The organism is Chitinophaga sp. CCNWYY40, from assembly GCF_037483205.1.
Classification (GTDB): Bacteria; Bacteroidota; Bacteroidia; order Chitinophagales; family Chitinophagaceae; genus Chitinophaga; species Chitinophaga ginsengisegetis.
The window spans coordinates 136,923-161,014 of the sequence record NZ_JBBHLF010000006.1 but is presented as its reverse complement, the minus strand read 5'-3'; the positions used below and the strand labels follow the sequence as shown (position 1 = coordinate 161,014).

16 protein-coding genes are annotated in these 24,092 nt (G+C 47.7%); 11 read left to right on the top strand and 5 right to left on the bottom strand.

The window, feature by feature from the left end:
- Nucleotides 1-199 precede the first annotated feature (199 nt).
- Nucleotides 200-1,117 carry a hypothetical protein gene (locus V7S65_RS23360; protein ID WP_336387969.1) on the top strand — a complete coding sequence of 306 codons (918 nt, stop codon included), beginning with the start codon at nt 200-202 and terminating at the stop codon, nt 1,115-1,117.
- Between the two features lie 32 nt (nt 1,118-1,149).
- Here the strand turns inward: V7S65_RS23360 and V7S65_RS23355 are convergent, their stop codons facing one another.
- Nucleotides 1,150-1,617, bottom strand: coding sequence for a hypothetical protein (locus V7S65_RS23355; protein ID WP_336387968.1), 468 nt, complete (start codon nt 1,615-1,617; stop codon nt 1,150-1,152).
- Between the two features lie 274 nt (nt 1,618-1,891).
- Here V7S65_RS23355 and V7S65_RS23350 point away from each other — a divergent pair, with 274 nt between their 5' ends.
- The 5 genes from V7S65_RS23350 (at nt 1,892) to V7S65_RS23330 (ending at nt 7,496) form a co-directional block, all read left to right on the top strand.
- Nucleotides 1,892-2,524: a TetR/AcrR family transcriptional regulator gene (locus tag V7S65_RS23350; protein ID WP_079472759.1), complete on the top strand. Its 633-nt coding sequence runs from the start codon at nt 1,892-1,894 to the stop codon at nt 2,522-2,524.
- Nucleotides 2,514-3,875, top strand: coding sequence for a TolC family protein (locus tag V7S65_RS23345; protein WP_079472760.1), 1,362 nt, complete (start codon nt 2,514-2,516; stop codon nt 3,873-3,875). The genes V7S65_RS23350 and V7S65_RS23345 overlap by 11 nt, the downstream gene beginning before the upstream one ends.
- A gap of 70 nt (nt 3,876-3,945) precedes the next feature.
- Nucleotides 3,946-5,034, top strand: coding sequence for an HlyD family secretion protein (locus V7S65_RS23340; RefSeq protein ID WP_079472761.1), 1,089 nt, complete (start codon nt 3,946-3,948; stop codon nt 5,032-5,034).
- Nucleotides 5,035-5,208: 174 nt separating this feature from the next.
- The gene (locus V7S65_RS23335; RefSeq protein ID WP_111579339.1) at nt 5,209-6,786 is read left to right on the top strand and encodes a DHA2 family efflux MFS transporter permease subunit; all 1,578 of its coding nucleotides are present in this window, start codon (nt 5,209-5,211) and stop codon (nt 6,784-6,786) included.
- Nucleotides 6,787-6,923: 137 nt separating this feature from the next.
- Entirely contained in the window at nt 6,924-7,496 is a 573-nt protein-coding gene (locus V7S65_RS23330) for a hypothetical protein (protein ID WP_079472763.1), read from the top strand.
- A 6-nt stretch (nt 7,497-7,502) separates the two neighbouring features.
- On the opposite strand, the gene V7S65_RS23325 is transcribed toward V7S65_RS23330, so the two are convergent.
- Together V7S65_RS23325 and V7S65_RS23320 are read right to left on the bottom strand one after the other, a co-directional pair.
- A complete protein-coding gene (locus V7S65_RS23325; RefSeq protein ID WP_079472764.1) occupies nt 7,503-7,964 on the bottom strand; it encodes an Mpo1 family 2-hydroxy fatty acid dioxygenase in 462 nt (153 codons plus the stop codon).
- A gap of 65 nt (nt 7,965-8,029) precedes the next feature.
- Entirely contained in the window at nt 8,030-13,795 is a 5,766-nt protein-coding gene (locus V7S65_RS23320; protein WP_336387967.1) for an alpha-2-macroglobulin family protein, read from the bottom strand.
- A 114-nt stretch (nt 13,796-13,909) separates the two neighbouring features.
- On the opposite strand from V7S65_RS23320, the gene V7S65_RS23315 reads away from it, so the two are divergent.
- Nucleotides 13,910-14,797, top strand: a complete 888-nt coding sequence (locus V7S65_RS23315; RefSeq protein ID WP_227024638.1) for an NAD(P)-dependent oxidoreductase — start codon at nt 13,910-13,912, stop codon at nt 14,795-14,797.
- On the opposite strand, the gene V7S65_RS23310 is transcribed toward V7S65_RS23315, so the two are convergent.
- Together V7S65_RS23310 and V7S65_RS23305 are read right to left on the bottom strand one after the other, a co-directional pair.
- Nucleotides 14,794-15,198 carry a winged helix-turn-helix transcriptional regulator gene (locus V7S65_RS23310; RefSeq protein WP_079472767.1) on the bottom strand — a complete coding sequence of 135 codons (405 nt, stop codon included), beginning with the start codon at nt 15,196-15,198 and terminating at the stop codon, nt 14,794-14,796. The two genes, V7S65_RS23315 and V7S65_RS23310, sit on opposite strands and share 4 nt — an antisense overlap.
- Nucleotides 15,199-15,372: 174 nt before the next feature.
- Nucleotides 15,373-17,283, bottom strand: a complete 1,911-nt coding sequence (locus V7S65_RS23305) for an SPFH domain-containing protein (protein WP_079472768.1) — start codon at nt 17,281-17,283, stop codon at nt 15,373-15,375.
- 519 nt (nt 17,284-17,802) lie between these two features.
- On the opposite strand from V7S65_RS23305, the gene V7S65_RS23300 reads away from it, so the two are divergent.
- The 4 genes from V7S65_RS23300 to V7S65_RS23285 all read left to right on the top strand — a co-directional run bounded on the left by V7S65_RS23300 (nt 17,803) and on the right by V7S65_RS23285 (nt 24,080).
- Nucleotides 17,803-18,681: an ROK family protein gene (locus tag V7S65_RS23300; protein ID WP_336387966.1), complete on the top strand. Its 879-nt coding sequence runs from the start codon at nt 17,803-17,805 to the stop codon at nt 18,679-18,681.
- Nucleotides 18,682-18,879: 198 nt separating this feature from the next.
- Nucleotides 18,880-19,497 (top strand): RNA polymerase sigma factor, encoded by a 618-nt coding sequence (locus tag V7S65_RS23295; protein ID WP_336387965.1) that lies wholly within the window; start codon nt 18,880-18,882, stop codon nt 19,495-19,497.
- A gap of 71 nt (nt 19,498-19,568) precedes the next feature.
- Nucleotides 19,569-20,690: a FecR family protein gene (locus tag V7S65_RS23290; RefSeq protein WP_336387964.1), complete on the top strand. Its 1,122-nt coding sequence runs from the start codon at nt 19,569-19,571 to the stop codon at nt 20,688-20,690.
- 120 nt (nt 20,691-20,810) lie between these two features.
- Nucleotides 20,811-24,080 (top strand): TonB-dependent receptor, encoded by a 3,270-nt coding sequence (locus V7S65_RS23285; protein ID WP_336387963.1) that lies wholly within the window; start codon nt 20,811-20,813, stop codon nt 24,078-24,080.
- Nucleotides 24,081-24,092 lie beyond the last annotated feature (12 nt).

Below are 24,092 nucleotides of genomic sequence, written 5' to 3'. Positions count from 1 at the left end.
GCTTCGCTTTGTTACTTTTGGTTGACCTTTCCTGTTCATCAATTGATAACGACGTCCGCTCCTGATACTTTTAAGTTTTGTTTACAATCCGTTAGGGATTTTTTAAAATTGATTCGATTCCTGTTGGCTATTTTCACCATTAAGATACTACTTTTTTGGTATTAGAAAATCGATTTAGCATTTTTTATAAAATCCCTGTATGAAGAGATATTTATGCTATGTATTATTAGTTGGTGGCAGTCTTTTTACCCTTGCCACCTTTGCTTCGAAAAATACCGCGTGGATGGCGCCGGTGGTGAAGGATACCACGGCTGCACCACCACTTACCTGGAAGGAGCATTGGTTTGAGCATGCGCAGGTAATGCGCCGGGTGTTCAGCAATTCGTCGGTAACGGTGTATTACGACAAAGAAACGCCTGAGAGTATTACCTGGCCGGATACGCTGTTAACGAAGGTATGGAACTACACCACTAAAACTTATGGCGCCTTTGGCAAGGATAACCGCCTCTTTGTATTGCTGCATACCGGCAAATATGGCGGCGGGCATCCGTCTACCTATTTCGACGGCAGCCACGACTACCGCAATGTAATTGATGTAGGGCATGAAGGCGATTGGGTGAGCAATACCGGCTGGAACCTGGATGCAGCCGTGCATGAGGTAGGGCATATTGTGGAAGGCGCGGCCAAAGGCGTGCACGGGTCGCCGGCTTTCCCGATCTGGAAAGACAGCAAGTGGATGGAGATCTATCAGTATGATGTATACCAGGCATTGGGCTGGGATGCAGAAGCCAGGCGCTGGTTTGATATGCAGATGAAGGGTACGGACAATTTTCCGCGGCCGGGAACACAGTGGTTCAAAAACTGGTTTTACCCGATTTACCATCAGTACGGCGGGGCCAAAGTGCTGAACAATTTCTTTACATTACTGGCCGCCAACTTCCCCCGTAACGGCAACGCATATACGCGGGATTTGAACTGGGGAGAGTTTATCCATTTCTGGAGCGGCGCCGCGGGTGTAAACCTGAAACCACAAGCCACTATTGCTTTTGGCTGGCCCGCCAGTTGGGAGGAGGAGTTCCTGCAGGCGCAGAAAGAATTTCCGGGAGTAAAATATTAAAGATAAAAAGCGGAGGGCATGCCCTCCGCTTTTTATCTTGTGTAGTATTTACGCGCCATGAAAGAAAGTGGTAATCCGATCATCGCCATCAGTATAAGTATATTAATAACGGAGTTGACTAAACGCAGCGGCCCATGCGGTACCTGGCTTAACGGCACTACCACCAGGTTCATTACACACCATACCAGTAAACCATAAACAAGCCCGGTGGTCACCGGGTGTTTGTGCAGCCCTGCTATCTTCGGATAGAGGACAAAGAAAACAAACGACCACGCCAGCGCAATAAGATAATGAAACAGTAACCCCCACCACATCATGGCCGGCCCCCCGCTAAAGGCCGCTTTACCAAATACACCGCTGCTGATGTATACCAGTATTTTGCTGACAGGCTGACCATGACTAACAATCGAAAAATACACAAACGCAGAAAGGATGTCCAGCGTACCGGTAATGAGGCCGGCCAGTAAAACAGTTCCCGGAAAGGAGGAAAAAGGACGCATGTAATTTGTTTTTATATGGTAAAACAGGGCGGTATGAGTATATCTCTTAAATTATAAAATTCTGCTATAAAAACCTCGCTATCGGTAGGATTTTCTTCTTTTTTATTAAGCTATTATTAAGAAATATTAAAAATAGCTTAAAATTTTAAACAATTTTGTTCATTATCAATTATATACAGTTTTAAATATTCAAAATTTAAACAAACAGTTAAATAAACGCTTGTTTAAATTAAACGTTTGTTTAACTTTGTCCTGTCAAATCTAAAAAAGGAACATGGAAGAGTATAGTGAAAAACAGCTCTCAATTTTAACGGTTGCGGAGCGGCTATTTGCCGATCAGGGCTTTCATGGCACATCGGTGAGAGATATAGCACAGGAGGCGGATGTGAACATCGCCATGATCTCCTATTATTTCGGTTCAAAGGACAAATTGCTGGAATCTATTTTCAAGTATAGAATGGAGGCTTCCCGGAAGTTCATTAATGAATTACTGGAGAACGACACGATGGAGCCACTGGAGAAGATAAACAGCCTGATCGACCGGTTCATCAATAAAATGCTTGGGGAGCAGTATTTCCAGTGCATTATGAGCCGCGAACAGCTGAACAGCCAGCAAAGTCCGGTCAGGGATCTGATCTGGCAACTGAAAGGGGAAATGCTTGGTCTGATGCGCCCCATCGTTACAAATGCCCAGGAAGCGGGCATCTTTTATAAAGATGTAGATGTGGAAATGCTGATGACTTCTTTATTCGGGACTATCCATCAGGTAATACCTGCCAAGCATATATTAAGAACGAACCCTGAAGCAAAGGATCTGAACGACGATGAATACAGGGAGTATTTGAAAAACAGAGTAAGTACACATTTAAAAAAATTGTTCAAAGCAATCCTAACACATGAATTCTAAAAGCATATACACACGATTATATGCGCTTGCATCGGGAATCCTGCTGACTTTTTTCTTTCAGACAGCATCCGCACAACAGAGCGTAAAACCGCTTTCGTTAAATGAAGCCATATCGCTGAGTATACAAAACAGCAAACAATTAAAGGTGAGTCATGCTAAAGTGGATCAGGCTACTGCCTCACTGAAAGAAGCCAATGAACGCCAGTTACCGGATGTAAGTGTTTCCGGTTCTTATCTCAGGCTTACACAGCCTAATATCGACATGAAACTTAAACTGGGAGATGATAGCAACGGTGGCACCAAAAGTGAAAGCCCCAAGGTGAATTCAGCAGCTTATGGTATCGCCAGTGTATCCGTACCCATCTTTGCAGGTGGATTGATACAAAGCGGTAAAGAATCTGCCCGTTACCTGGCAGAAGCTGCGCGACTGGATGTTGATAAAGACCGTGAAGATGTGATCCAGAACACCATCGCCGCCTACAGCAATCTTTATAAGGCAAAAGCCGCGGTAGCACTGGTACAGGAAAACATCCGGCAGTCGGACGAAAGGGTGAAAGAATTTTCCAACAAGGAAAAGAATGGTCTCCTTGCCCGCAACGATCTCTTAAAAGCAGAATTACAGCAATCTAATTATCAGCTGGCACTGATGGACGCTGAAAACAACCTGAAAATTGCCAATCTGAATATGGATATCATGCTGGGCCTGCCGGATAACACCATGATCCAGGTAGACAGCACCGTATTCAAAGTAGATGATAAGGTAGATGGCCGCGGAGTAGCAGAGTTTGAGCAACTGGCTTACCAGAACCGTAAGGATGCAGCTTCTCTCACTGCACGTGAAAAAGCAGCGAATGCAGGAATAAAAGGAGCTAAAGCGGATTATTTCCCATCACTCGCTGTAACCGGCGGATATGTGGCTGCTTACATTCCTAATGTGATCACCATTACCAATGCCGTAAATGCAGGAGTAGGGCTGAAATACAATCTTTCTTCCCTCTGGAAAACAGGATCAAAAGTAAGTAATGCTAAGGCGCAACTGGCAGAAGTACAGGCCAATGAGGCGAAGCTCGTGGATGGTATTCACCTGGACGTATACCAATCTTACGAAAATTACCTTCTGAGCCACAAGAAAATGGATACTTATATCAAAGCGATAGAACAGTCGGAAGAAAATTACCGGATTACGAAGAACAAGCACGATAACAACCTGGCTACTACAACAGATCTGTTGGATGCCGACGTTGCAAATCTGCAGGCGCATCTCAACTATGCGTACGCAAAGGCAGATGCACTGGTAGCATATAACAAACTGTTACAGTCTGCAGGTATACTGGAATCCAACAACAAATAATACCAACAAACCAATAAATATCAAAGCCGTGGAAACGCAAACTCAAACAAAACCTACTAACAATATAAACATGCAGGAAACAACCGCGCCTAAAAAGAAAAGCAAAGGATTCGTTATAGTGCTGGCAGTGCTGGTGCTGGGTGGCGGTGCATTTGGTATCACCAAGTATGTTCATGGTCAGCACCATGAAGAAACTGATAATGCGCAGATCGATGCTAATGTGAGCCCGGTTATACCCCGCGTATCCGGTTATGTGAAAGAAGTAAGAGTGAAAGATAACCAGGTGGTGAAGAAAGGAGATACATTAGTAATCCTGGACGACCGCGACCTGGCCATAAAAGTACAACAGGCAGAAAACGCCCTTTATGCTGCACAGGCTAACCTGGGCGCTGCACAGGCCAGCACTGCTGCTGCAGAAGCAGGTATCAGCACCGCACAGGCGCAGGTAGGTACTATCGATGCACAGATCGAAGCCGCCAAAGTAAACCTCTGGAGAGCCAGCCAGGATTACGACCGTTACGCTAACCTGATCAAAGATCATTCTATTACCCAACAGGAATTTGAGCAGGCTTCTGCTGCCAAACAAACTGCTGAACGTCAGCTTGATGTACTGGCCCGTCAAAAAGCGGCTGCCAGCCGTCAGACAAACGTAGTGAGTTCCCAGAGCGGTGCAACTTCCAAACAAATTAACGTAGCGAATGCAGGTATCAAACAACGTGAAACAGATGTGGAAGATGCGAAGCTGAACCTGTCTTATTCCGTGATCCTTGCTCCGGAAGATGGCGTACTGTCAAAAATCTTCGTACAGCCGGGACAGTTTGTTACTGCGGGTCAGTCTTTATTCAGCGTGGTACTAAGCACTACTCCGTGGGTAGTGGCCAACTTCAAGGAAACACAGCTGGATAAAATGAAACTGGGTCAGAAAGTAACGGTACACATTGATGCTTATCCTGAAAAAGGACTGGAAGGTAAAGTAACTTCCTTCGCTCCGGCTACCGGCTCCAAATTCGCCCTGCTGCCTGCGGATAACGCTTCCGGTAACTTCGTAAAAGTAGTGCAGCGCTTACCGGTAAAAATTGAGTTCGATAACCCTAACGATGAACTGGTAAAACAGTTACGCCCGGGTATGAACGTACTGGTAGACGTGCATCTCAACTAATCATATACATGAACAGCAACGTATCCGGAGTTAATAATTAGTGGGAACCATGCAATAATTAACAGACAGGCATAATCGATTAGTATAAACAACAGATCATCAACAGAAAGGTCATGTTCGTCATTAATTATTAACTCCGGGTAGTGTTGTTTTCATTCAAAATATAAGTGCTGCATGCAACAAGAATCATTGATAGAATACGGCTCGCGCAGGGTGATCATTACGATCACCGCTATATTCTGCGCTTTGCTGGAGATAGTGGATACCACTATCGTAAATGTGGCGTTGAATGACATGCGTGGTAACATGGGCGCCACACTCAGTGAAATCGGATGGGTCATCACCGCATACGCTATCGGTAACGTAATCATAGTACCGATGACCAGCTGGTTATCACAGCAATTTGGTCGTCGTAACTATTTCGCGGCGTCTATTATTATATTCACCGTTTCCTCTTTCCTCTGCGGTAACGCAACTGCCATGTGGGAGCTGATCATATTCCGCTTCATACAGGGTTTGGGTGGAGGTGCATTGCTGGTGACCTCTCAAACGATTATCACTGAAAGTTATCCGCCTGAAAAACGCGGTATCGCCCAGGCCATTTATGGATTGGGTGTAATTATCGGTCCAACGTTAGGCCCCCCGTTAGGCGGTTACATCACCGATAACTATTCCTGGCCTTATATCTTTTACATCAACATCCCGATCGGTGTAATCGCTACCCTGCTCACTTTGCAGTTTGTACGCAGCCCGAAATATGGTGAAAAAAGAGCAATGTCGGAGATAGATTTCCTCGGTATAGGACTCCTGGCGGTGATGGTAGGGTGTTTGCAATTTGTATTGGAACGCGGACAGGAAGACGACTGGTTTAACGACTCTACCATTACAGCCCTGACCGTAACAAGTGTATTGGCCCTGTTCTTCTTTGTATGGCGTGAGCTTACCTATAAGAACCCCATCGTGGAGCTGAGGGTGCTCAAAAACGGAAACCTCCGGGTAGGTACCATCCTGTCGTTCATCATGGGCTTTGGATTATACGGATCTACCTTCATCATCCCGCTGTACACACAAGGTTCGCTGGGATGGACCGCTACCCAATCCGGTATGCTGATGATCCCTGCAGCGTTAACTACCGCGGTGATGATGCCGCTCATCGGTAAGATGCTGGAAAGAGGTATTCCACAACAATACCTGGTGGCAAGTGGTATGTTCCTGTTCTTTGTGTTCTGCTTCTGGGGATATAAAATTATCACACCGGCAGATACCGGTTCAGATGCTTTCTTCTGGATGCTGATTGTTCGCGGTATAGGTATGGGTTTACTCTTTATTCCTATTACCACGTTGTCGCTGTCTGGTTTGAAAGGACAACAGATTGGCCAGGGCGCAGCCTTCACCGGTATGATGCGTCAGCTGGGAGGTTCATTTGGGGTGGCTTTGATCACTACGTTTATGGCCCGTCAGAATATGCTGCACCGGAGCGACCTGGTATCAAAGCTGGATACCAATAACCCCGATGTAATTAACCGGGTGAACGGGTTACAGCAAAGCTTCGGCGCCAAAGGAATGGACCCTCACCAGGCACTGAATTCGGGTTATAAATTACTGGATTACAGTGTTACCAAACAGGCCGCCATATTATCCTATATGGATGTGTTCCTGTACCTGGGCCTGATATTCCTGATTTGTGTACCGTTTGTACTCATGGTAAAAGCTAAGAAAGCTGCAAAACTCGATCCGTCTGCTATGCACTAACGGAAACAGTTTTTCAAGATAAATTATTGTTGCAATAACAGTGTAACAGTTGTAGGTTTAGGTAAATAAGCCCCGATTTTAATCGGGGCTTTTGTTTTTTCAGAAGCAATGAATTAAATTCATAGAAACACCCCGCTATGGAAACATTCGGCCATGTAAGAATGGTGATAGGATTTATCCTGAGCCTCAGCATTGCCCATCTGCTCAAAGGCACTGCTAAATTCATCCAGCATCCCAACCGGGAAAAACCTTACTGGGTACACCTTTCATGGGTAGCTTACATCTTTGTGCTGCTGGTACATTTCTGGTGGTGGGAAATGCCATTGCACGCATTGAAGAAATGGACTTTCCCGGAATATATCTTTATCATCTCCTTTATTACTACCTTTTTCCTGCTCTGCGCACTGTTGTACCCGGATGATCTGAAAGATTATAAAGGATACCAGGACTACTTTTATTCACGGCGAAAGTGGTTCTTCGGGGTACTGGCATTTTCGTTTATTGCAGATGTAATAGATACGCTGATAAAAGGACAGGACTACTTTCATCATTTCGGGATAGAATACCCGATCCGCAATATCATTCACTTTGTCCTTTGCCTGTTGGCCATCAGGATCAGTAACCGCACCTTTCACGGGGCGCTGGTCATTATATTCATGCTATACGAAATGAGCTATGTGCTGCGGCTTTATTTGTCGGCCGCCACATGAGGGCTTTTACAGGCGGATGCCCACTTTTTTATAGATAAAGCTCAGCAGCCAGGCCGGCCCGATGAGCAGGAATTGTAAATCCTTGAAGAAAGAAGGTTTGGCGCCTTCTATTTTATGACCAATAAACTGCCCGATCCAGGCCACTACGAAAATAAACAATGCCACCTGCCAGATCACCAGCGGAGTGGCCGCTATGAGGCGCCATAGCCATAAACAGATCACGCCGATGAGCAGCATACCTGCCGCCAGGGAAGGAGAGAGGCGCAGATAGTAAATGATCAGTAACAGCAATGCCACATGGGCCACCGAAATATAAGAACGCACGCCACCAATGGGCAACGGGATTGCGTATAAAAATCCGACGATACTGAAAAAAATAGCGGGCACACAAATCCAGTGAATCAGTTTGTTGGTGTGGTTACGGTGGCTGCTGCCGTACTCGTCCAGCCATTGATGGATTGTTCTCATAGCGGTGGCGGTTTATAAAGTGCTGCTATTAAAATACGTTAAATAACCCAAAATGAGTGATGATTTTATTTGCCCCTGATTGCCACCTTTTTCATGCCTTCTCTCCCAAAAAATACCGGGAAATACATCATTTCTGCTTTGGCCGGGTTCAGGTGGTAATACCCCGTATAGCGCGGCATCAATGACACCGTAAAGCGGTAAGTACCTTTGTTTAAGTAATCACTGAAGATGCTTACCTTGTTTTTAAAGTACTCGCGGTGTACTTCATGGTTCGACCACTGACTGTTTTTCTCTTCATAGGAACAGCCAGCAGGCACCGGTATTTCCACCATCACGTAATCCGCATCTGCTTTTACTTCCACGGTTACTTCCAGGGTAACAGCGCGGCCTGCGGTGAGGAAGTTTACAGCTGTATCCTGCTGCAGAAACTGGCTGCTCACGCTGAACTGGTGTGCTGCAGGCAGCGGCGCCGGATTCCAGTGCTGTTGCCAGCCGGTAAAATATACGGTGGAGCCGCCCTGCTTAACGACGTTTAATGGCTTACCGGCTGTAAAAATATGCGTATAAGGAAAGGCGCTCACCTGTTCCCCGTTAATACTAAGCCCCGGCGTTTGCATCTCCGAAGTTTGCAACGCATCGGGCAGGATGGTAGCCAGGATAGTGGCAGATTCGTAGGTATTGCGCCAGTTGCCGCTGCGCCGCTTTTCCATGAACCAGTCGCGGATGGTGCGTAACAGGGCATCATGACCACCCTCTGCCCGTAATATTTTATATGCCAGCAAGGTGAGTTGTACATCATTGTTAAAGAACTGGTAACTATCTTCCCCCCAGTAACTATTGCCCATCATGGTGGTTTGCCGCGCAGCCATCAGTGAGGCTGTATTTACGTGTATGCCTGTCTGTTGTTTCAGGTATAATAAACGGAACTGGTCATACTTACTGCCTTTGTTTGCATGTATGGTATCGAGGTAAGCCGGGAAATTAATTTTGGCGCCCAGCTCGTACAATGTTTCCAAAAGGGTTAAATTATTGGTGTACGCATCCCTGGTGTGTACGGAACCATTCAGCTGGAATACGGAGTAATCGATCAGCGCTGCTTTGTTGATGTTGGGCTTAAAGCCTTCTTTTTCAGCCATCAGCAAGGCTTTTGTTACATGTTGTGAAACCCAGTACACAGAAGTGCTTTTATTCCACCAGCCCCAGCCACCATCTTTATTTTCATTCTGTTCCAGTTTACGGATCAGCTCAGAGATCTTTTTCAGATCCTTAAACGGTAGCGCAAGGAATTTACGGGCTTGTTTCTCCAGCAGCAGGCCGGTGAGTTTGGAGGCCAGTTGTTCATTGCATAGATATTCATAACGCCGGAGATAATCTATTTCATCCAGCAGTACCGGTAGCATGCCGGTGCAGGCATACAGGTGAACAGCAGCGGTATCGTCTGCAAAAGACAGGGAGAAGCTGGTATCAGCTGGCAGTGCGGCAAAGAAGCCTTTGGTTTCTGTTACGCCTTTTTTAAAGACAGGAATAGCGCGGTATTCTCCGTCGAAGTAATCCTGGTTACCGGTGATGGTATATTTAAAGGAGATGCTGTCGCCCGATAGGGGAACATGCACCGGGAAGGTATCAATCAGGCTGTTGCGCACGCCAATGGAACGGGTGTTGGTGAGTACCTGGTTGGTGTAGAAGCTGCGGCTGACAGTAGCGCTGTCGGTGCCATAGTTCAATACCTTACCGATAATGTTTACACTGTCGCCTTCAACGGCAAACACCGGTAGCGACAAGTTTGCGCTCAGCGGTTTATATGATTTGATCTGTACCTGTGCACTGCCGGTTTGTCCCTGGTCAGTGAATGCCAGTGCATAGGATTTCCAGTTGGTGATATCATCCGGGAAGGTTACCTTAAAAGAGGTTTCTCCTTTTTCGTTGGTACGTAACCGTGGTTGCCAAAATGCATCATCCCGGAAGTTGCTGCGCAGGCTATTGGCTTCTGCCGGCAGGGTTTCCTGGCTGGCCGCTATAAGACCCGCTTTGCTGCTGGTGATGAGGATTACTCCATTGGCGGCCCTGGCGCCATAAATAGCGGTGGCGGCGGCATCTTTCAGCACCGACATATTTTTAATAAGAGACGGATCTAGGCTTTCCAGTAAACCTTCATAGGGAACACCATCAATGATAATCAGTGGCGGCGCGTTAACGCTGTTGGTGCCCCGTATAGTGACGCCTGCCACTACGCCATTAAGATTGCCGGTAATGAAGTGCGAAGAAGTGGCAGTCAGATCCCTTTTGCGTTGCGTGCCGTAACCCACTACCACCGTTTCACTCAGGGATTGTATTACCGGTTTTAATTTTATCTCAATAAAATCCTGGTCCTTTAAAGTAACAGTTTCGGCGTTATACCCAATAGCATTAACGGTGAGCTGTCCTTTTTCTGTAACGGCTAAGGAGAAGTATCCTTTTGCATTGCTTAGGGTGCCATACCTTGTTCCCTTCAGAATGATGGAGGCGCCGGGTACGGGGCCGTTCGCATCTGTTGTTATCACCCCGGATATACGACGGGTGAAGCCGGAAGTATCCAGGTATTGGTTGTTGAACGGCGTGGTAAAGTCGGTCGTCGCGTTGGACGACATCTGTTGTGTTTCATAACCTCTCCAGTCCAGTATCGCTTTTGATAATGCAGCGCTTGTGGAGTCTTTTTCCATTACTTTCCGGGCGTGTAACCGGTAATAGGTATTACCGCCGGCATTGGCTTTCAGGCTATCGGCCACGTAGTATTTATTTTTCTTCAGCAATACCAGCAGGCGGTAATTGCCTGGCTCGAGGTTATAAAACCAGGTGGTTTGTCCGCGGTAAATACGGATATAGGTGGGATCATCGTAGCGGTAAAGGAACAGCTGCCGCGGTTCATTCCCTTTGAAGGCAGTATCCGGCGAAATGATGAGGTTAGAGGTATTCCCATCGCCTCTTGCATTGGAGTATAGCTCCTGGTTTATCTGCAGGCCATCCAGGTGATCATTCCAGATACTGTCCATTTCACTTTCTGTGATCACACGATCATATAGCCGTGGCTGATCCACTTCTTTCGGCAAATAGAATCTGAGTCGCTGATCGCTGGTACTCGTTTCTTTCACTAACCCTTGCCGGATCTCAAATGTATAACCCGGTTCAGGTACAAAAGATTGTATGAACCTGCCTTTCACAATGTAGTCGGCATCATTGTTTTTCAGTGGTCCGGCCAGCTGGATGCTTTTGCTGTAACCATTGCCGGGGTTAAACCATTGTATATTTCCATTCTGGTTAATATACGTATACCCGTCATTGTTATCCGTGAGAAATGGTACCACGTAACGCTTATATAGATTTACTTCCAGCGGGGTAAGTTCCGTTGGCATTTTGGTGATGCGTATCCGTTCATCGGGTTTATCGGCAGCGATGCTGATAAAGGTTTTAAGTCCTTCTTCGGCGTAGATGCTGTCGATGATAATTTTCTTATCAGAAGTACGGATTTCCAGTTTGTGTTTGCCGGGCCATACCGCAAAGCTATAGGCTGGCCGGAGGTCTGTATTGGCAAAGAACACCGGTTGTTCATCTATCTTCACATGACTGATAAACTGTACAGCGCCATTTTCTGTAACAAACGGGGATATCTGTGTAATATCATTCTTCGCAGGTTCCGTGCTGTAACGTATTCCATCCGGATGCAGGAAGCGGTAGTACGCGTTGCTATCCAGCGTCATTTCGTTTTTCCACCGGTCCCAGTTCATGATCTGTTTGCCGGAGACGGTTTTTCTATCAGATAACCGCTGCTGGCTATATGCTTTCCGCATAGGATGCCTTTTATCAAGATTGGGCAGGTTAGGCATGGTATAGTTAAACCTGGCAGTCATCGCATAAGCCGTGACATCTGCATCTTTTACAGGCCGGCCTTCTGCATCAGTAACTGTGATGCCTATACGAACTGTTTGCCCCGGGTACACGGCTACCGGGTTATTGATGGTTACCTGTAATTGTTTTTCAAGATAAGGGATGATGAAGTGATCATCTTTCACCTGGTCATTCCAGATATATTGCAGGGAAACAAAATAATATCCGCGGGTGGCGGAAGCGGCTTTCCACGACAGCTGCCGGTCGTAGCCCTGCGCCACCAGTTTGTTGCCGGCAAAGATGCTGTACCAGAAGTACAATTTTTTTGGATTCACAATATCTGCAAATACGGAATCACGGGTCCGGCTGGCATTGCACTGGATCATGCCATTTTCGCCGGATGACAGGTAGCTTTTAGTGACGTTGCCTGCTGTTACCCGGTAGGTATTTACATAAGGATGCAGCGGCAATACGGCGGGTAATGAGATAGCAGAAAGAGCAACCGTATCACGCTTTGCATTCAGCAACAGCAGCGTGGCTTGTGAAGGTATGACGTGGCCGGAGCGTTTAAAGTCAACAGATAAGCTATCGCCTTTTGGTGTGAAACTGATTTCATCCGTATCATAATAATATTGCTGGGAAATGCGGCTGCTTTGGCTTTCATTGTTGCTGTTCAGAAACTGTGTGCTGATGTTATAGGAAAAAGAAGCGGCCGGAAAAATGCTGTCCGGCAGCGTTACTTTGGTTTCCCCGGTCATATCCAGCGCTACTTCATGTTTCCATAACTGGTGGGGTATAAATACCACCGGCGCGTGATATTGTGAAATGTTGTTAGGGGTAACGGTGATGGTTACACGCCCATCCATTACCGGGAGGTCGTTTTCATCGGTGGCCTTCAGGAACAGGGATACCGGCGTGCCACGGGTATGTTCTTTCACATCGGTGCGGGCGGTAAAACGGATCGATTTCAGCTCATACTCTTCATATTCAAACGTACCGCGCATCAATACTTTCCGTCTGGCAAAGTATTCATCATCATCCAGGTCGGTTTCGTTATTGTCGGAGGTATATTTCCTGCTGTCCAGGGTTTCCAGGGTAAACAGGTAGTCTGTGTCCAGATCGAGGTCCAGGCTGTCACTGAGCACCATTTCGTAATCATAGCCTCCCGGCCGGTAAGGACGGATAGTGGTGAGGATCGTATCGATATCCATGTCTTCACTGTAAAGTCGTAACAGCAGGGGTTCATTTACCGGCTTTGTATGGCGATTAATGATGAATGCCTTCATCCGCAGGGTATCGCCGGGCCTGTATTTCGCTTTACTGAAGGCCATGAAGCCTTTGTATTTTTTTTCGGTAGAAGTAGACTGCGAAAACCTGGGTTCATTATGATAATAATTTTTTTTGCGGGGGAACAGTTTTTTCCAGAAGAGGAGCCTGCCCTTACGGTTGGGGACCGTCAGGTTAAAAAGGTTCAGCACCTGGTTATGATACACCTGTATGATACCGCCTTTTTTGTAGCGCGGAATGCGATAGGTTTGTGTGCGTGCATCCCAGGGAATGGTCCGTTGGTTGATCCGCACGCTGGCATTGGAAATCGGTTTTCCATTTTTATCATGTAACAGCAATGCCAGATCGTAGTTATTGGTAACTACCTTCAGGATTACATTCTGTACGGGTTTGTATTCATACGCCAGGTTATTCTGCAGGCCGGTTACCACTACATAATTTCCGGGGGCGGTACCCGCAGGGAAGCTGGCGCCAAACGGATAAGTGCCGGCTGCGGTATGCAGGTATTTTTCATCCGCCCAGGGTTTGGATGCTCTGCTCAGCTCAAATATCCGGAGCGCTTCCTTATCTGTTATTTTATAGATGTTATTTCTTTCACTGGTGGTTTTACTTTGGGAGATGTATTGCTGGGCGCTGGCTGTGATGCTACATAAGCACAGCAGAAACAATGAAATTCTTTTCAAGGTATAAGGATTATATGCTGAATTTAAGGAAAAGAAGGGAAACTAAAAATCCACATATCTTTATATAATCATTTTGAAATGATAGATTTGAACCAACAAGATAACTGAAGAAATATGGAAACCATTGGATTTATCGGCACAGGCCATTTGGGCTATCCCATTGCAGAGAACCTGCTGAAGGCAGGTTATACTTTAAGAATTTATAACCGTACCCGGGAGAAGGCATTGCCGCTGGAACAGCTGGGTGCCATACTGGTGAACAGCCCGGAGGAAACCGCTGTGAAAGGAGGGGTTGTTCTGAGCCTGGTGGCGGATGACAAGGCACTGGAAGCAGTGGCCACCGATGCGTTGGTGCAGGCGCTTGGAGAAGGCGGCATCCATGTGTCTATGAGCACTGTTTCGCCGGATATATCGAGGGAATTGTCGGGGCGGCACGGCAAGCACGGCGTGTTGTTTGTAGGTGCGCCGGTATTTGCGCGGCCGGAGGCGGCAGCGGCGAAAGCAGGTAATTCGGTGATTTCCGGTCCTGCTGCGGCTAAAGAAAGGATACGCCCTTTATTGGAGGCAGGGTTTGCCCGTAATATTTTTGATCTTGGAGAAGATGCCGGCAGCGCCAATGTGCTGAAGCTGATGGGTAATTTTATGATTGCCGGGGCGCTGGAACTGATGGCAGAGGCTTTTGCGCTGGCAGAGAAAAACGGGGTAGATCCTAGGGTGGCGTATGAAATGCTCACCACTACGTTATTTTCGGGCCCTATTTTCAGGAATTATGGCGCTATGATCCTGGATCGTAAATTTACCGGTAATCCTTCTTTCAGTGCGGAATTAGGGTTGAAAGATATGGACCTGGTATTGCAAACGGCGCGGAAATCGTATACGCCGATGCCGCTGGCTAACCTGGTGCAGAACCGGCTCACTACTATCCTGGCGAAGGATATACATGATGCCGACTGGACAGCGCTGGCTTCCGGTGCGCTGGAGGACGCCGGACTGGCAGTTTAACCTTTATCAGCCATAGCCGCCACGGTTTTTTCTTTGGATGCCTGGCGCGCTATGGCATCTTCCCGGTGCATAGTGCCCCAGTCGGAGATATGCTGCAACATACTTTCCATGCTCCATCCCAGCGGGGTGAGTTCATATTCCACCCGTGGAGGAACTTCCGGGTACACGATCCGTTTAACAAGGTGATCGTTTTCCAGTTCCCTCAACTGCAGTACCAGCACTCTTTCAGAGATGCCGGTGATCGACTTTTTTAGTTCATTATAGCGTAGTTTACCATCCAGTAAGCGCCACAGTATGCTGGGTTTCCAGCGTCCGCCGATCAACGACAGGGTATACGCTGTTCCACAGTCGCCGCGCAGCTGTTTTCCGTTGATGGCATTAGAGGAATTTTCTTTTCGCATACGTTCATTTTTTCTTTCCGGGTATAAAGATACGCAATGCACTGCTATAGTGAAGGATACCGCTATCCTTTTGGTAACCCTGTTCTCTGGTGCCTTACAGTATTGATAACCGCAGGGCATAAAGCAAAAAGGGGAAGGCGCACACCTTCCCCTTTTGTTATGCTTCTTGCAGTGTTATTCTGCCTGTTTTCCGGCTTCGTTTTTCTTTGCCACATCTTCCAGTAATTTGAGTCCGAGCAATCCGCTGATCGGACCGTTGGCGCCGTCTCCGCCGCTGATGAGCACATCCGGCATGATGCGGATCTGCTGTGATCCGATGGCTTCCATTACTTTCAGTTGGGTAAAGTTGTTGCCACCCATTGCTTCTACTGCCAGTTTGTAGGATTCCGCGCTGGACTGACCAATGGCCAGGATCTTTTCTGCTTCTGCTTTACCGGTGAGGGCAATTTTTTCCGCATCGGCTTTTGCGATCCATTCGGTGCGTTCCGCTTCTGCTTTGGCCAGCAGGCGTACTTTTTCCGCTTCACCGCCGGCCAGTAATTTCATCCGGTCGCTTTCCGCGTTGGCTTGCAGCCGCACGCTGTTGGCGTCACCGGTGGCTTTTTTCACGGAGGCGTCTGCATGTCTTTCCGCAATCCAAACGCCCTGGTCGGCTTTTACAATTTCCTTCTGCATTTCTGCAATGGCGGTTTCTTTTTCCAGCGTCTGACGGGTTTCCTGTGCCAGTCGCTCTGTATCATAGGTAATTTTCTGTTCTTCTGCAATTTTACGGTCGGTCAGTGTTTTCATCAGTGTTTCCGGTGGCACAATGTCGCCGATAAGGGTATCTACCCCGAACACATTGTACTGATCCAGTACCTGGCCGATATGTTCCTTCGCGGAGGTTTGCCGTTCCTTACGGCTGGTGAGGAAACTGATCACATCTGATCCCTGGGCGGAGTTACGGAAATAGTTACCGATGGTAGGTTCCAGTACCTGCGTTACCAGGTTGCTCATGTTACCGAAGCGGGCAATTACTTTAGGGGCTTCAGTAGTTGGGATGTGGATGATCTGCGCTACGTCGAGATTAAAAGTAAAACCGTCACGGCTTCTCACGGTGATGGTAGAGAGGTTTTTATCCAGCTGGTGGGCCTCACTTCTGGCGGTGGCCCAGTTCAGCACCAGGTTGGTGGTAGGCACCAGTTCTACTTTCATGATATAGGGATTAACAGGATACTTACCCGGTCCCAGCGGCTCGGCCCATACGCCTTTGGTGCCTTTGGCCACGATGTTACCGTGTTTGAATTCTGCGCCGCTGAGATCCACGCCATCATTACCCACGAAGGAGATCACCACGCCTACGTGGCCGATGGCGATTTCCGTCATACGCACCATTTCCAGTTTGGCGAACCAGGGATTAATAAAGTAGGAACCGGCCAGGATCACCTGTTCCTGTAAGCCTTTGTAGCCGCCTTTTTCGAGGAAGGCATCCACATCCTGGAAGTTGTTGTGGTTTTCGATGGTTTTACCCGCAATGGAGCCGGTTTCAATGGCCTGTCCTTCGAGGGTGGTAACAATTCCCACGGCATTATCGGGGATGGATAGCATGTCGGTGATTTCCACTTCAAACAGGAAGGTATTGATACGGTACGATCCGGGCGTGATAATGGCGGTTTGCCGGCCTTTGCGGCCACCGTTCTGCAGGAAGGCCACGGCGTCCTGGAAGGAGTCGCAGGGAACCTTGCGGGCCAGGATGGAACCTGTTTCCAGTTCTGAACCGTCTTTCGCCAGTACCAGTCCGATTTTACCGGTGGGGATGATGGTAAACGGTTGAAAGGTAACGCTGTACTGCCAGATCCATTTCCAGAAGTATACGCCGGGAGCGAGTGTTTGCGCCTGGAAGCCTGCTTCGCCATTGGTGGCGAGGATGCGGCCTTCGGGCAGTTCCTGTTTACCGATCAGTACAAATTTTTTAGTAACCAGACCGATACGGTCTTCCGGTACAATGACTACGCCAAAGCATATACGAAGAATTACTTTGTACAGTACAAGGCATAGAATGGGCAGGCCAATAAGCAAAGCCCATCTGAGAAATGTGTTTTCCATTTGTAGGGTTGTTGTTAAGGTATGTGTGTTTGTAAAGATGAATTTAAATGCACAGCGATACTGCTGACGGACGTGTCACTTCAGGGTTTGGGCCATGCATATCTATTTCAGAAAAGTGGGGGCGAAGTGTTGAAGTTCGTAGCGATATAAGCTATCAGGATGTTGTTGCCGGAGCAATGATCAGATTCCATTGAAAAATGAATTTCGGACGTAAAAGTGATGATTATTTTTCATCTGTCAAAATAATTTCCGGCAGATGATCATGGAGGTTAGCCGGGAATTTCAGATAAATGTTTCCGGATGATCTTTGCTGATTATTTCAGATAATGGCGGAGAGGTTTCTTTGAGAACTATTGAAAAATTTCCCGTTTTTTTTGATTTTTGGAAAAACGCCCTATATTGAGAGCTGTTTAACTGTTTTTCACTTTGCTAAAACGATTTTTCTGAGCATGTCAACCAAATAGTTTTTTATATTTGTATAGCTTTAACGATTTAGCAAACATTCTATTTATTGAATTTATGACAAATTCCACGGCGTTAGGAATAGATATCGGCGGCTCCCACATTACCGCAGCACTGGTAGATCTTAACACAAGATCGATCATAGAAGGCACATGGAACCGCACCCGCATTAACTCACAGGGCGAAGTAGCGGATATCATCGATGGCTGGGCGGCTGTTATCGGGGAAGTATTTACCCACGCCTCAGCAGATGTCCGGCATATTGGTATCGGCATGCCGGGTCCGTTCGACTATGAGCACGGGATCAGCCTCATGAAAGGGCAACATAAATATGACGCATTATACAACCTGAACGTAAAAGAATTGCTGGCAACAAGCCTCGGAATTTCACCGGAACAGATCCGCTTTATCAACGATGCCGGCTGCTTCCTGCAGGGCGAAGTGTTCAGTGGCGCCGGCAGAAACCACCAATGCGTGATCGGGCTTACACTGGGCACGGGCCTGGGTTCGGCCATTTACCGCGATGGAGTAGCCAATGATGCCAACCGCTGGTGTTCCCCCTTTAAAGATGGCATGGCGGAAGACTATCTTTCTACCCGCTGGTTTGTAAAACGCTATGAAGAAATAAGCGGCGAAACAGTAGCAGATGTAAAAGCACTGGTAGCTCGTATAGGCGTTGACGATAGAATACCGCAACTGTTCAACGAGTTTGCCGTAAACCTCGGCACTTTACTTACTGCCTTTATTAAAGAAGAACAACCCGAAATTGTAGTGATCGGCGGCAACATTGCCAACGCGGCAGACCTCTTTTTTCCTCAACTGAAAAAGGAACTGGAAAAACAACAGATCACCGTTCCGGTAGTTACCGCTACCCTCGGTGAGGCCGCTGCCCTGATCGGTGCAGCCAGCTTATGGCATGCCTTCCAGGAAGCATAAGCACAACCTGTTCAGCGAAAACATAAATTTAAAAGAAGCTATTGGCGCAACAACCAAAGCAGGTAGATTCCGGGCATATCCATCTCCGGAAAAAATACCCGCTCCGGTGTTTGTGCCAATAGCTTTTTGTTTAATGCTTTAACCTTTCTGCTTTTTCCTTTATATTAGGGGCATCAACCACTTCTAAATATTTACTGTTTGAAAGACCGCCTAATTGCAGCTGATAATATTTTGTGGAACAATGTCATCCTGGGGGATCAGCAAGCCTACAGGGAATTGTATGAGATGTATGCGGATATGCTTTTCCGGTATGGCTTAAGATATATAAAAGATACCAGCACTATAAAAGATTGTATCCAGGAGCTTTTTACCAGTCTTTATCACTACAGGAATAACCTCGCCCACGACGTGAACATCCGGTTTTACCTGCTCCGGTCGTTCCGCAGGAAGATCCACCAGGCCGTAAAAAAGAATGCCACCATTCTCCATACCGTTAATGCGGAGGACTATTTCTCCATCGTTTATGAACCGGATGCCGAACAGCTGTTGATTGCGGCCGAACAACAGCAGGAAATGCTGCGGTTGCTGGCCCGTGAACTCAATGAATTACCTGCCCGGCAGAAAGAAGTCCTTTTCCTTAAGTTTAACTGCAACCTGTCGTACGAAGAAGTGGCCGGTATCATGAAAATAAGTGTGCCTACCTGCCGCACCCTTGCCTACAGAGCCTTCCGGCAACTGCGCGCCAACATGGAAAAAGTGCCGGTGCTGCCGTTAATCATCCTCTTAATGTCCTGGATTTCCCGGGAGCATCCCTGAATAAAAAAAAGTTTCGTTCCGGAGTCTATATCCTGTTTGTTTGTTGCTCTATATAGCAAAGATGCCGCAAGATGCCTGATAAGAAACAGCTGAAATTGGAAGACCTGCTTGGTAATGACCATGAACCGCCTGTACAGAGCGACGATCCCGTGCAGCAACAGATGGCAGATGCCGTGCAGCGCATGATCACAAACGCCGGCGCAGAAACATGGGACCCGGCCGATAAAGCCCTGCTATGGCAGGACATTGCGGCGGGTTTAGTGTCCAAACCATCCATACACAGGTACCTGTTCCTAAAAATCGCCGCCGCCATATTATTATTGCTGTCGGTAGGCGCCTGGTTGTTCTGGCCCCGGCCCACGCACTCACTGGTACAGTTTGCCCGGCAACAACACGTGGAAAGCGCCACCGATACCCGCCTGATCCTCGGACAACAACAGGCCATTGTGGTATCCGGGAAAAACGCATCGCTTGTATACGGAGGCAAAGGAGTAACCATCAATGCAGACAGCACCCTGTCGTCAGCAGCCCCGTACAACACGCTGTTGGTGCCTTACGGCCGCCGCGCCCGCCTGCAGCTGGAAGACGGGACCATCGTATTGCTGAATGCCGGCTCCCGCCTTGTTTATCCCGCTACCTTCCGGCAAAAGAAACGGGAAGTATACCTGGAAGGAGAAGCCTTTTTTGAAGTGGCCCCTGATGCCCATGCTCCTTTTTTCGTATATGCTTCACGTATAGAAACAGAGGTACTCGGTACCTCCTTTAATATCAGCGCTTATCCGGACGACCGGCAACAAAGCCTGGTGCTGGCTTCGGGCAGTGTACGTATGCAGCTGCCGTCACAACATCTTTTTGGAAAACATTCCCGTAAGCTGCAACCCAACGAGATGGCTACGGTAAGCATGGAAAGCGAAGACCTGCAGGTAAGCACCGTAAACGTAAGTACTTATACCGCCTGGAAAGACGGACGCCTGTTGTTTTACAGCACGCCGTTGAAAGAGATCCTGAAAAAACTAACGCGTTACTATAATATACAGCTGGACCTTGCATCAACACAACCCGGACTGGAAACCTGTTCCGGTGACCTTGACCTGGAAGATAATCTTGAAAACGTATTGGATGTGATCTGCGCCACCAACTCGCTGCGCTATGAGCGCCACGGACAGCGCATCATCTTGAAAGAGAAAGACTAAATACCATATATATCGCCAAAAAAAACCGGAAGATGGTGGGACATCTTCCGGTTGCACTGCCCCGCCGGAAGCGGGGACGGGCTTGTCTTTTTGTTTAACTAAAAAAACTGTAGTGAAGTTATGAAAAAAATCTATGCACAATGGCGCGTACCGCCAGGCAATGTTTTTGCCATTAAACTCGTGAGAACAATGAAACTGACTGTAATTTTACTGTTCGCCGCTATTCTTGGGGTTTCTGCTACGGGTAAGTCGCAGGACGAACACCTCAACATTAAACTGCACCAGGGCACTTTACCCCAGCTGTTTAACCAGATCCAGTCGCAAAGCCGCTGGCGTATCTTTTATAAAGATGAACTGGTAAACAGGGAACAACCGCTGACCCTCGAACTGCAGGACAAAAAGATCAACGAAGTGCTGGACAAAGCCCTGTTAAATACAGGCCTCAGCTACCGCATCATGCGCAACCAGGTAGCCATCATCCCGAAAGAAAAAAGTAAACCCGATCAGCGCCTGTCCGCCTCGCCATCGGAAGATAGTACCTACCTCATACGTGGACGGGTATACGATACGCATGAACCGCCGCAGGCATTACCAGGCGTGACTATACGGGTGAAAGACAATAACAGTCTTGGTACCACTACCGACGCCGATGGCTATTTCACCTTCCATGCTAAGAAAAACGCCGTGCTTGTTTTTACGCAAATGGGTTATCTCCCGCAGGAATACACCATTATCCGCAGCCATAACGCGCTGAATATTTCCCTGAAAGAAAACGTAGCCGCACTGGATGAAGTAGTGGTGGTGGGCCTTTCAGAGCAGCAACGCAAACACATTGCCAGCTCCATCAGCTCTGTAAATATTGCGCAGCAAACCAATGGCAAGCCCATTACTGCATTATCACAGGCGTTGCAGGGTGGCGTTACCGGTTTACAGGTAACGCAGAACTCCGGCCTGCCCGGTGGCGATGCCGCCGTGATAAAGATCCGTGGCATCAGCACGCTCAATGCTTCTAATCCGCTCGTAATGGTGGATGGCGTGCCGATGGACATGAACTATATAGATCCCGTTACCGTAGAAAGCGTAACGATCCTGAAGGATGCCGCCGCTGCTGCTGTGTACGGTGCCCGTGCCGCCAACGGCGTAATACTGGTAACTACCAAACGCGGCGTAGCCGGAAGGGTAGCCGTTACCTATGATGGTTATTATGGCGTGCAATCGCCATCCTCCATGCCCAAACTTGTAGAAGCGCCGGAATACATGCGCATGTTTAATGAAGCACAGGTGAACGCGGGCAATGCACCGTTTTATTCCGAAGAAGATATTCAACATACCGAAGCCGGCGACGACCCGGTAAAGTATCCCAACACCGACTGGCAGAAAGAAATCCTGAACCGCGCAGCGCCTATTACCAGTCACTCGGTGGGCGTGAGCGGCGGTAACAGCCTCGCACGTTTTGCCCTAACCGCCAATTATCAGAACCAGCAGGGGATGATCCCACTCAACCACTCTAATAAATATAATATCCGCGCCAACACCTCCATTACCCTTACCAAAAAGTTCCTGGTATACATGGACATGCTGGCCATCAAGCGGAATACTTTTTATCCTAACCGCCCCAATGGCAGCAATGGAAACAGGATACTGGAAGATATTTTCCGGGTACCGCCCACTATTCTTCCCAAATACCCGGCAAAAGACGGCGCCCCGGTAATATACGGGCGCTACGTGGATATTGTAAACCCGGTGGCTTATGCAGAACACGGTGGTAAGGCCGCCAATGAGTACGGGCAATCCAGTATCAATTTACAGCCTAAGTGGGAAGTATTACCCGGACTGAATCTCCGCGGACAATTCAGCTTCCGGCTGAACAGTGATGTAACCCGCACCACCCGCGATAATTATTACTTCTTCGATTATTATACCGGTAAACTGGTGCAAACATGGGGTGTGCAGCGATCTGCTGAAATGGATAGGACTACTTACTATTATGCCGGCGTAACAGCTGACTATACCTATGATCTGAAAGAGCATCATTTTTACCTGATGGGTGGTTATTCGCAGGAAGAGAATAATAGTAGATTCTGGGATGTAAATTCCCTGCTGTCGTTTTATGGAAAAGTAAATTATTCTTATAAAGATAAATACCTGCTGGAAGGAGCCATTCGTACCGATGGTTCATCGCGTTTTGGTCCCGGTCATAAGTACGGTACTTTCCCTTCCGTGGCATTGGGCTGGAATATACATAAAGAGCCCTTTATGGCGCCGGTGTCTTTCATTAATAGCATGAAACTCCGTGCATCTTACGGCCGGCTGGGCAATGAGAATATAGCGCTTTACCAGTATCAGAATATGATCAGTGCTACCGATGGCGTGGAGTCCGTATTCGGTAACCCGGATATCACCTGGGAAACGGTAGATATGCTGGATCTCGGTCTGGACCTGGCTTTGCTCCGGAGCAAACTGGAACTCACTTTCGACTTCTATAACAAAACCACCAATGGTATCATTCTCTGGCCGCCGGTATCTTATGTGGGCGGTATGGGAATTCCTCCTATCAATGCAGGCCGGTTACGGAATAAGGGCGTGGAGTTGTCACTGAATTATAATGGTCGCATTGGTAAGGACATCACCGTCTCTGTACGCCCCGGCGTTTCCTATAACAATAACACCTTCCTCACGGTATTGGGTGGTCCTTATATCGATGGCAAAAAAATTAACAAGGAAGGGTACTCGCTGAATAGTTTGTATGGATATAAAACAAATGGTTTGTTGCAGGCAGCAGATTTTAAGCCGGATGGTACGCCACTGGTGCCGGTGATCGCCAACGCCAAACCAGGAGATATCCGCTACCTGGATCAGAACGGCGATAATATCATTGATGGCAATGATCAAACGGTGATCGGCAACCCTACGCCCCGTGCCGATTTCTTTGCCAACTTCCGCATTACCTATAAAAAATGGGAGCTGGAAATGCTGCTGCAGGGTGTGAGCAAAAACGACGCAGTACTGGCAGGTATGCTGGCTTATCCGTTGGACATGTCTTTTGATGGCGGCGTTCCTACGAAGTACTATGCAGATAACTACTGGACGCCGGAACGCACCAATGCACGCTTTCCGCGCTTAACCACTACACCGGATATCAACAAGTTATCGTCCGATTTCTGGATACAGAACGGCGCATATATCAGGATGAAATATATCCAGCTGGGTTACAATTTCAGCAGTACCACATTAAAGCGTATAGGCGTTAACGGTGCCCGGGTGTATGTGAATGCACAGAATCCGTTTGTATTCACTTCCATGAAGCTGGTAGACCCCGAAAGCCAGGGTAACCAATGGACTTATGGCATTATGAAAATGTATACGGCAGGGGTAAGTATTCAACTATAACCATTCAACTTT